The sequence below is a fragment of the Variovorax sp. FW305-3-2-15-B-LB1 genome, from assembly GCF_058787635.1.
Genome location: NZ_JBYSZY010000073.1, coordinates 21,565 through 28,421, shown reverse-complemented (window position 1 = coordinate 28,421; position 6,857 = coordinate 21,565). Strand labels below are relative to the sequence as shown.

At 68.3% G+C, this 6,857-nt stretch carries 6 protein-coding genes; 4 read left to right on the top strand and 2 right to left on the bottom strand.

The window, feature by feature from the left end:
* Positions 1-73: 73 nt before the first annotated feature.
* Positions 74-775, bottom strand: a complete 702-nt coding sequence (locus AC3WQR_RS28815; RefSeq protein WP_492745353.1) for an aspartate/glutamate racemase family protein — start codon at positions 773-775, stop codon at positions 74-76.
* A gap of 132 nt (positions 776-907) precedes the next feature.
* Here AC3WQR_RS28815 and AC3WQR_RS28810 point away from each other — a divergent pair, with 132 nt between their 5' ends.
* Both AC3WQR_RS28810 and AC3WQR_RS28805 read left to right on the top strand, forming a co-directional pair.
* Positions 908-1,741 (top strand): MetQ/NlpA family ABC transporter substrate-binding protein, encoded by an 834-nt coding sequence (locus AC3WQR_RS28810; RefSeq protein ID WP_492745351.1) that lies wholly within the window; start codon positions 908-910, stop codon positions 1,739-1,741.
* Positions 1,738-3,093 (top strand): LLM class flavin-dependent oxidoreductase, encoded by a 1,356-nt coding sequence (locus AC3WQR_RS28805; protein ID WP_492745349.1) that lies wholly within the window; start codon positions 1,738-1,740, stop codon positions 3,091-3,093. The genes AC3WQR_RS28810 and AC3WQR_RS28805 overlap by 4 nt, the downstream gene beginning before the upstream one ends.
* A 140-nt stretch (positions 3,094-3,233) precedes the next feature.
* Here the strand turns inward: AC3WQR_RS28805 and AC3WQR_RS28800 are convergent, their stop codons facing one another.
* Positions 3,234-4,136 carry a LysR family transcriptional regulator gene (locus tag AC3WQR_RS28800; protein ID WP_159273302.1) on the bottom strand — a complete coding sequence of 301 codons (903 nt, stop codon included), beginning with the start codon at positions 4,134-4,136 and terminating at the stop codon, positions 3,234-3,236.
* A 111-nt stretch (positions 4,137-4,247) separates the two neighbouring features.
* Here AC3WQR_RS28800 and gcl point away from each other — a divergent pair, with 111 nt between their 5' ends.
* Positions 4,248-6,041: a glyoxylate carboligase gene (gene gcl, locus AC3WQR_RS28795; protein WP_159273301.1), complete on the top strand. Its 1,794-nt coding sequence runs from the start codon at positions 4,248-4,250 to the stop codon at positions 6,039-6,041.
* Positions 6,042-6,058: 17 nt separating this feature from the next.
* The gene (hyi, locus tag AC3WQR_RS28790; RefSeq protein WP_492745347.1) at positions 6,059-6,844 is read left to right on the top strand and encodes a hydroxypyruvate isomerase; all 786 of its coding nucleotides are present in this window, start codon (positions 6,059-6,061) and stop codon (positions 6,842-6,844) included.
* Positions 6,845-6,857 lie beyond the last annotated feature (13 nt).

Sequence of the window (6,857 nt, the reverse complement as noted above, 5' to 3'; positions counted from 1 at the left end):
TTGCTGCGCACGGGCGCCTTGCAGCCAGCCCCTTTGCCAGCCAACGCGACGCCAGAAATAGGGTGAACAGGCCCTAGTCGGCCTTCTGCGTGGCGCGGCGCAAGGCCGCGCGCGCCAGCAGCCGCGTCGAGTCGAGCGTCGGCAGCGACGAGTTCGCATCGCTCATGATCAGCGGGATCTCGGTGCAGCCGAGCACGACCGCGTCGCAGCCCTCGGCGTCCTTCAGGCGCTGCATCACGCGCTGGAAGGTGGCCACGGCCTCGGGCTTGAAGATGCCGCAGACCAGCTCGTCCATGATGATCCGGCCGATCTCGGCGCGCTCTTCGATTGTGGGGCGCACGTATTCCAGACCGCGCGCCGAGAGCTTCTCGGGATACACCTCGCTGTCGGTCAGCCAGCGCGTGCCCGTGATGCCGATGCGGCGAAAACCCCGGCGCACGGCCTCGTCGGCCACCACCTCGGCGATGTGCAGCCAGGGCCGCGGCGAACGCGGCGCCACGTGGTCGAAGGCCTGGTGGATGGTGTTGTCGGGGCAGATCAGGAAGTCCGCGCCCGCCGCGGCGAGCTTGTGCGCAGAGCCGAGCATCAACTCGCCCACGCCCGCCAGGTCGCCCGCGTCCAGGCAGCGCGTGTACTCCGCGAGCGAGGGCGTGTGCATCGACACCTCGGGGTGCGCGTGCGGGCCGAGCAGTGCCGCGCCCTCGATGCAGATGGTCTTGTAGCAAAGGGCCGCGCCTTCGGCGGAGCAGCCGACGATTCCGATGTGCAGGGTCATGGGGCGCATCCTACAAAAGCCGGCGCGGTTTATCCGGCCTGCGGATATGCAAGCGCGCAAATCTTCGTTCGCGACGCACGGCGTGCGTCCTAGAGTGCCCGACTCCCCTTGCCGTCTCCCGGAGTTGTCGCCATGCCTTCCCTTTCGCGCGCCCCCTCGTGGCTGCGCCGCCTTGCCCCGCTGTCCGGCGGGCTCGCACTGAGCCTGCTGCTGCTCGCGCCCGCCCACGCGGACGACCTGCGCGTCGGCTTCATGCCGGGCCCCTACCGCGACGCCTTCACCCACGGCATCGAGCCCCAGCTGAAGAAGCTGGGCTACAGCATCAAGTACGTCGAGTTCAGCCAGGGCGTGCAGCCCAACGACGCGGTGGAGCGCGGCCAGATCGACGCCAACATCTTCCAGCACTCGCTGTACCTGAACGCCACCAACAAGCAGCAGGGCTTCGACCTCGTGCCCGTGGTGCACGTGCCGACGCCGCCCATGGGCCTGTATTCGCGCCGCCACAAGACGCTCGACGCCGTGCCCGACGGCGCCACCGTCACGCTGCCGGCCGACCCGGTGAATGCAGCCCGCGCACTCAACATCCTCGCGGCCATCGGCTGGGTCACGCTCAAGCCGGGCGTGAGCCCGCTGAGCGTGTCGGAGCGCGACATCGCGAGCAACCCCAAGCGCCTGAAGATCGTGCCGCTGGACGCCGCACAGGCGCCGCGCTCGCTGGCCGACGCCGACCTCGCGGCCGTGCAGGGCAACTTCGCCGTGGCCTCGGGCCTGAAGCTCACCGAGGCACTGAAGCTCGAAGACATGACGCTGCCCTACGTCAACGTGGTGGCGGTGAAGCGCAGCAACGAGCACGCGAAGTTCGCGAAAGACATCGCCACCGCCTACCAGTCGCCCGAATTCCAGACGTTCTTCAAGGCCAACCCCGTGTGGGCAGGCTACCGGCTGCCGGACTATTTCAGCCAATGAGCAACAACCACCCCACCGCGCCGCGCAGGCAGCTGCACCTCAACGTCAACATCCTGCATTCCGGCTTCGTGCCCTCGGCCTGGCGCCTGCCCGAGAGCGACCCGTGGGCGTTCGCCGACATCCAGCACTACATCCGCACCGCGCAGATCGCCGAGGCCGCCAAGCTCGACGCCGTGTTCCTGGCCGACAACGCGGCCATCGTCGACCAGATCCACTTCCGCCCGATCACCGCGCTGGAGCCCACCATCCTGCTGGCCTGCGTGGCCGCCGCGACCACGCACATCGGCCTCATCGCCACCGCCTCCACCAGCTACAACGAGCCCTACAACCTCGCACGCCGCTTCGCCACGCTCGACCACGTGAGCGCCGGCCGTGCCGGCTGGAACATGGTGACCACGGCCGACCTGCCCTCGGCGCGCAACTTCGGCCTGGACACCACGCCCGACCATGCCAAGCGCTACGCCCGCGCCTCCGAGTTCGCCGACATCGTCAAGGCGCTGTGGGACAGCTGGGAAGACGACGCCTTTGTGGGCGACAAGGCCGCCGGCCGCTTCATCGACCCGGCGAAGGTGCATGCCCTCGCGCACCGCGGCGAGCACTTCGCGGTGCAGGGCCCGCTCAACCTGCCGCGCCCGCCGCAGGGCCACCCGGTGCTGGTGCAGGCCGGCGCCTCGGCCGACGGGCGCGAGCTCGCATCGCGCCATGCCGAAGCCGTGTTCTCCGCCTCGCAATCCTTCGAGGAATCGCAGGCCTACGCACGCGCCCTCAAGACCCGCGCCGCCGAGCTGGGCCGCGGCCCCGACGCGGTGAAGGTGCTGGCAGGCCTCACCACCATCGTCGGCGCCACCGAAGCGCAGGCGCTTCGCCGCCGCGACGCACTGGTCGACCTGATCCCGTGGGACTACAGCCTCATGCGCCTGGCCGGCACGCTGGGCATCACGCCCGACCGCCTGAAGCTCGACGAGCGCCTGCCCGACGACCTGCCGCTGCCCGGCAATGGCAACGGCAACCACACCTTCTTCAACGCCGTGGTCGCGGCCGGTCGCACGCACGGCTACACGGTGCGCCAGCTGATCCGCGAGCTCGCGGGCGGCGGCGGGCACCGCGTGATCGTCGGCACGCCCGAGCAGATCGCCGACGACATCGAACGCTGGTTCAAGGGCGGCGCGGCCGATGGTTTCAACCTGATGCCCGATGCGCTCCCGCACGGGCTGCAGGACTTCGTGGACGGCGTGGTGCCGATCCTGCAGAAGCGAGGCCTCTTTCGCACGGAGTACGAGGGGCGCACGTTGCGCGATCACCTGGGGTTGGCGCGGCCTGCTGGGCGGGCAGCACAACGGCTGGCAGCCTGAGGGTTCCGCTCCCCCACAGCGTGCCTGTGCCCAGGGCACTGGGTGCTTCCCGCAGCGAAATCAAGGAGGAGGCCGCAGGCCGGGGGACATTCGCGGAGGGAAGTACCCGGTGGCCTGGGCACGCGCCCTGAACAGCCGGCTCAGGCCTCCCACCACCCTTCGTCGAAGCGCCCCTGCAGAAACGCCACGAACCCCGACACCTTCCCAGGCACCAACTTCGGTGAGGGAAAGACCGCGTGAATCTCCTGCTCAGGCAGCGCATGGTCCCCCAGCACGGCGTTCACCTTGCCAGCAGCCAGCGACTCACTCGCCACATAGCGCGGCATCAACGCGATCCCCAACCCATCACGCGCCGCAGCCAGCACCGCCGACAGGTTGTTCGATCGGAAGCGCCCCGACACCGGCACCGTCACCGGCTCCCCGCGCGGCGTGTGCATGCGCCAGAACTCGTCGCCCACCACGCTGCTGTAGATCAGCGCCACGTGCGCGCTCAGGTCCTGCGCACGCTTGGGCGTTCCATGTTTTTTCAAATAGGCCGGCGACGCCACCATGACCCACGGGTTCGCGCCCAGGTAGCGCGCACCCAGTGACGAATCGGCCAGCTTGCCCATGCGGATCGCCACGTCGATGCCCTGCGCGATGAGATCGACATAGCGGTCCTCGAAGCTCAGGTCCAGCTGCACCTGCGGATGCCGGCGCATGTACTCCAACGCCAGCGGCACCACCACGCGCCGCCCGAAGGCCACCGACGTGCCCACGCGCAGCAGGCCCTGCGCCTGGTTCTGCCGCAGCTGCACGATGCTGTCGGCCTCCTCGGCGTCGCGCACGATGGTCTTGCACTTCTCGTAGTACAGCGCGCCCGGCTCCGTGAGGCTCACGCCGCGCGTGTTGCGGTTGAGCAGCCGCACCTTCAGGCGCGCCTCCGTGGCCGCGACCTGCTTGGTCACGGTGGGTTGCGTGGTGTTGAACTCGCGCGCCGCCTTCGAGAAGCTCCCCGTCTCGACCACGCGCACGAACATTTCCATTGCCAACAAACGATCCATGGCCGGATGGTAGCCAGTTATTCCACCACGGAATAGGTTTTATGGCCCCCAGCCGTCTTCTTGGAATGCGCCCCGCTTCCTACAGTGAGGCCACCTCAAGGAGACTTTCAAATGGCAAAGATGACAGCGGTCCAGGCCGCAGTTCTGGTGATGGAAAAAGAAGGCGTCACGCAGGCCTTCGGCGTGCCGGGCGCGGCGATCAACCCGCTGTACTCGGCCCTGCGCCAGCGCGGCAGCATCTCGCACATCCTCGCGCGCCACGTCGAGGGCGCCTCGCACATGGCCGAGGGCTACACCCGCGCCGTGGCCGGCAACATCGGCGTGTGCATCGGCACCTCGGGCCCGGCGGGCACCGACATGATCACGGGCCTGTACTCGGCCTGGGCCGATTCGATTCCCATCCTGTGCATCACCGGCCAGGCACCGCGTGCCCGCCTGTACAAGGAAGACTTCCAGGCGGTCGACATCGAGTCGATCTCCAAGCCCGTCACCAAGTGGTCGGTCACCGTGCGCGAACCCGGCCAGGTGCCGCAGGTGTTCCAGCAGGCCTTCCACCTCATGCGCTCGGGCCGCCCGGGCCCCGTGCTCATCGACCTGCCCTTCGACGTGCAGATGGCGCAGATCGAGTTCGACATCGACGCCTACGAGCCCCTGAAGCCCTACAAGCCGGCCGCCACGCGCGCCCAGATCGAGAAGGCCATCGGCATGATGCAGGCGGCCGAGCGCCCGCTGATCGTGGCCGGCGGCGGCATCATCAACGCCGACGCGTCCGAGCTGCTCGTTCGCTTTGCCGAAGCCACCGGCGTGCCGGTGATCCCCACGCTCATGGGCTGGGGCGCCATTCCCGACGACCACCCGCTCATGGCCGGCATGTGCGGCCTGCAGACCAGCCACCGCTACGGCAACGCCACCGTGCTGGCTTCGGACTTCGTGCTGGGCATCGGCAACCGCTGGGCCAACCGCCACACCGGCTCGGTCGACGTCTACACCAAGGGCCGCACCTTCGTGCACGTGGACATCGAGCCCACGCAGATCGGCCGCGTGTTCACGCCCGACTTCGGCATCGTCTCCGACGCCAAGGCCGCGCTCGAGCTCTTCGTCGAAGTGGCCGAGGAAATGAAGGCCGCCGGCAAGCTCACCGACCGTGGCGCCTGGGCCGGCGAATGCCGCGAGCGCAAGAAGACCTTGCTGCGCAAGACCAACTTCGACACCGTGCCGATGAAGCCGCAGCGCGTGTACCAGTGCATGAACAACCACCTGGAGCGCGACACCTGCTACGTGAGCACCATCGGCCTGTCGCAGATCGCGGCCGCGCAGTTCCTGCACGTGTACAACCCGCGCCACTGGATCAACTGCGGCCAGGCCGGTCCGCTGGGCTGGACCATTCCCGCCGCGCTGGGCGTGCGTGCCGCCGACCCGACGCGCAAGATCGTCGCGCTCTCGGGCGACTACGACTTCCAGTTCATGATCGAAGAGCTGGCCGTGGGCGCGCAGTTCAAGCTGCCCTACCTGCACATCGTGGTCAACAACTCCTACCTCGGCCTGATCCGCCAGTCGCAGCGCGGCTTCGAGATGGACTACTGCGTGCAGCTGGCCTTCGACAACATCAACGCACCGGCCGACGCCGGCATCGAAGGCAGCTACGGCGTCGATCACCTCAAGGTGGTCGAGGGCCTGGGCTGCAAGGCAATCCGCGTGCACAAGCAGGAAGAGATGGCGCCCGCCATCGCCCGCGCCGAGGCGCTCATGGCCGAGTTCCAGGTGCCGGTGGTCATCGAGGTGATGCTCGAGCGCGTGACCAACATCGCGATGGGCACCGAGATCGACGCCATCAACGAATTCGAACCGCTGGCCGAAAGCACGGCCGACGCACCGACCGCCCTCGCAGTGGCGATGCTGGACTGATTGAGGAGACAAGAGACATGCCCAAGTTCGCAGCCAATCTCACGATGCTCTTCACCGAGCTGCCGTTCATGCAGCGCTTCGAGGCGGCCGCCAAGGCCGGCTTCAAGGCGGTGGAGTACCTCTTCCCCTACCCCTTCGACAAGAAGGAACTCGCGGCCGCCCTGCGCGCCAACGGCCTGCAGCAGGTGCTGCACAACCTGCCGGCCGGCGACTGGGACAAGGGCGAGCGCGGCATCGCCTGCCACCCCGACCGCACCGGCGAGTTCCGCGAAGGCATCGCGCTGGCCATCGACTACGCCACGGCGCTGGGCTGCCCGCAGCTCAACTGCCTGGTCGGCAAGGTGCCGGCGGGCGTGAGCACCGACGCCGCGCACAAGACCGTGGTCGAGAACCTGCGCCTCGCGGCGCGCGAGCTCGAAGCCGCGGGCCTGCGCCTGCTGATCGAGCCGATCAACACCTTCGACATCCCCGGCTTCTTCCTCACGCGCACCGACCAGGCGCTGGCGTTGATCGACGAGGTGGGCTCGGACAACCTGCGTGTGCAGTACGACATCTACCACGCGCAGCGCATGGAAGGCGAGCTGGGCAACACGCTCACCAAGCAGCTGGCGCGCATCGGCCACATCCAGCTGGCCGACAACCCGGGCCGCGGCGAGCCTGGCACGGGCGAGATCAACTACCCGTGGCTGTTCCAGCACATCGACGCGCTGGGCTACGACGGCTGGATCGGCTGCGAATACAAGCCCCGCGCCACCACCATCGAAGGCCTCGGCTGGCGCGAAGCCCTCACGAAGAAGCAATGAACGTTCACGAAGG

What these genes read in the sequence shown, in the direction of transcription:
- AC3WQR_RS28800 (WP_159273302.1), bottom strand. Translation starts at nt 4,136, where the DNA reads ATGGATCGTTTGTTGGCAATGGAAATGTTCGTGCGCGTGGTCGAGACG.
- hyi (WP_492745347.1), top strand. Translation starts at nt 6,059, where the DNA reads ATGCCCAAGTTCGCAGCCAATCTCACGATGCTCTTCACCGAGCTGCCG.
- AC3WQR_RS28815 (WP_492745353.1), bottom strand. Translation starts at nt 775, where the DNA reads ATGACCCTGCACATCGGAATCGTCGGCTGCTCCGCCGAAGGCGCGGCC.
- AC3WQR_RS28805 (WP_492745349.1), top strand. Translation starts at nt 1,738, where the DNA reads ATGAGCAACAACCACCCCACCGCGCCGCGCAGGCAGCTGCACCTCAAC.
- AC3WQR_RS28810 (WP_492745351.1), top strand. Translation starts at nt 908, where the DNA reads ATGCCTTCCCTTTCGCGCGCCCCCTCGTGGCTGCGCCGCCTTGCCCCG.
- gcl (WP_159273301.1), top strand. Translation starts at nt 4,248, where the DNA reads ATGGCAAAGATGACAGCGGTCCAGGCCGCAGTTCTGGTGATGGAAAAA.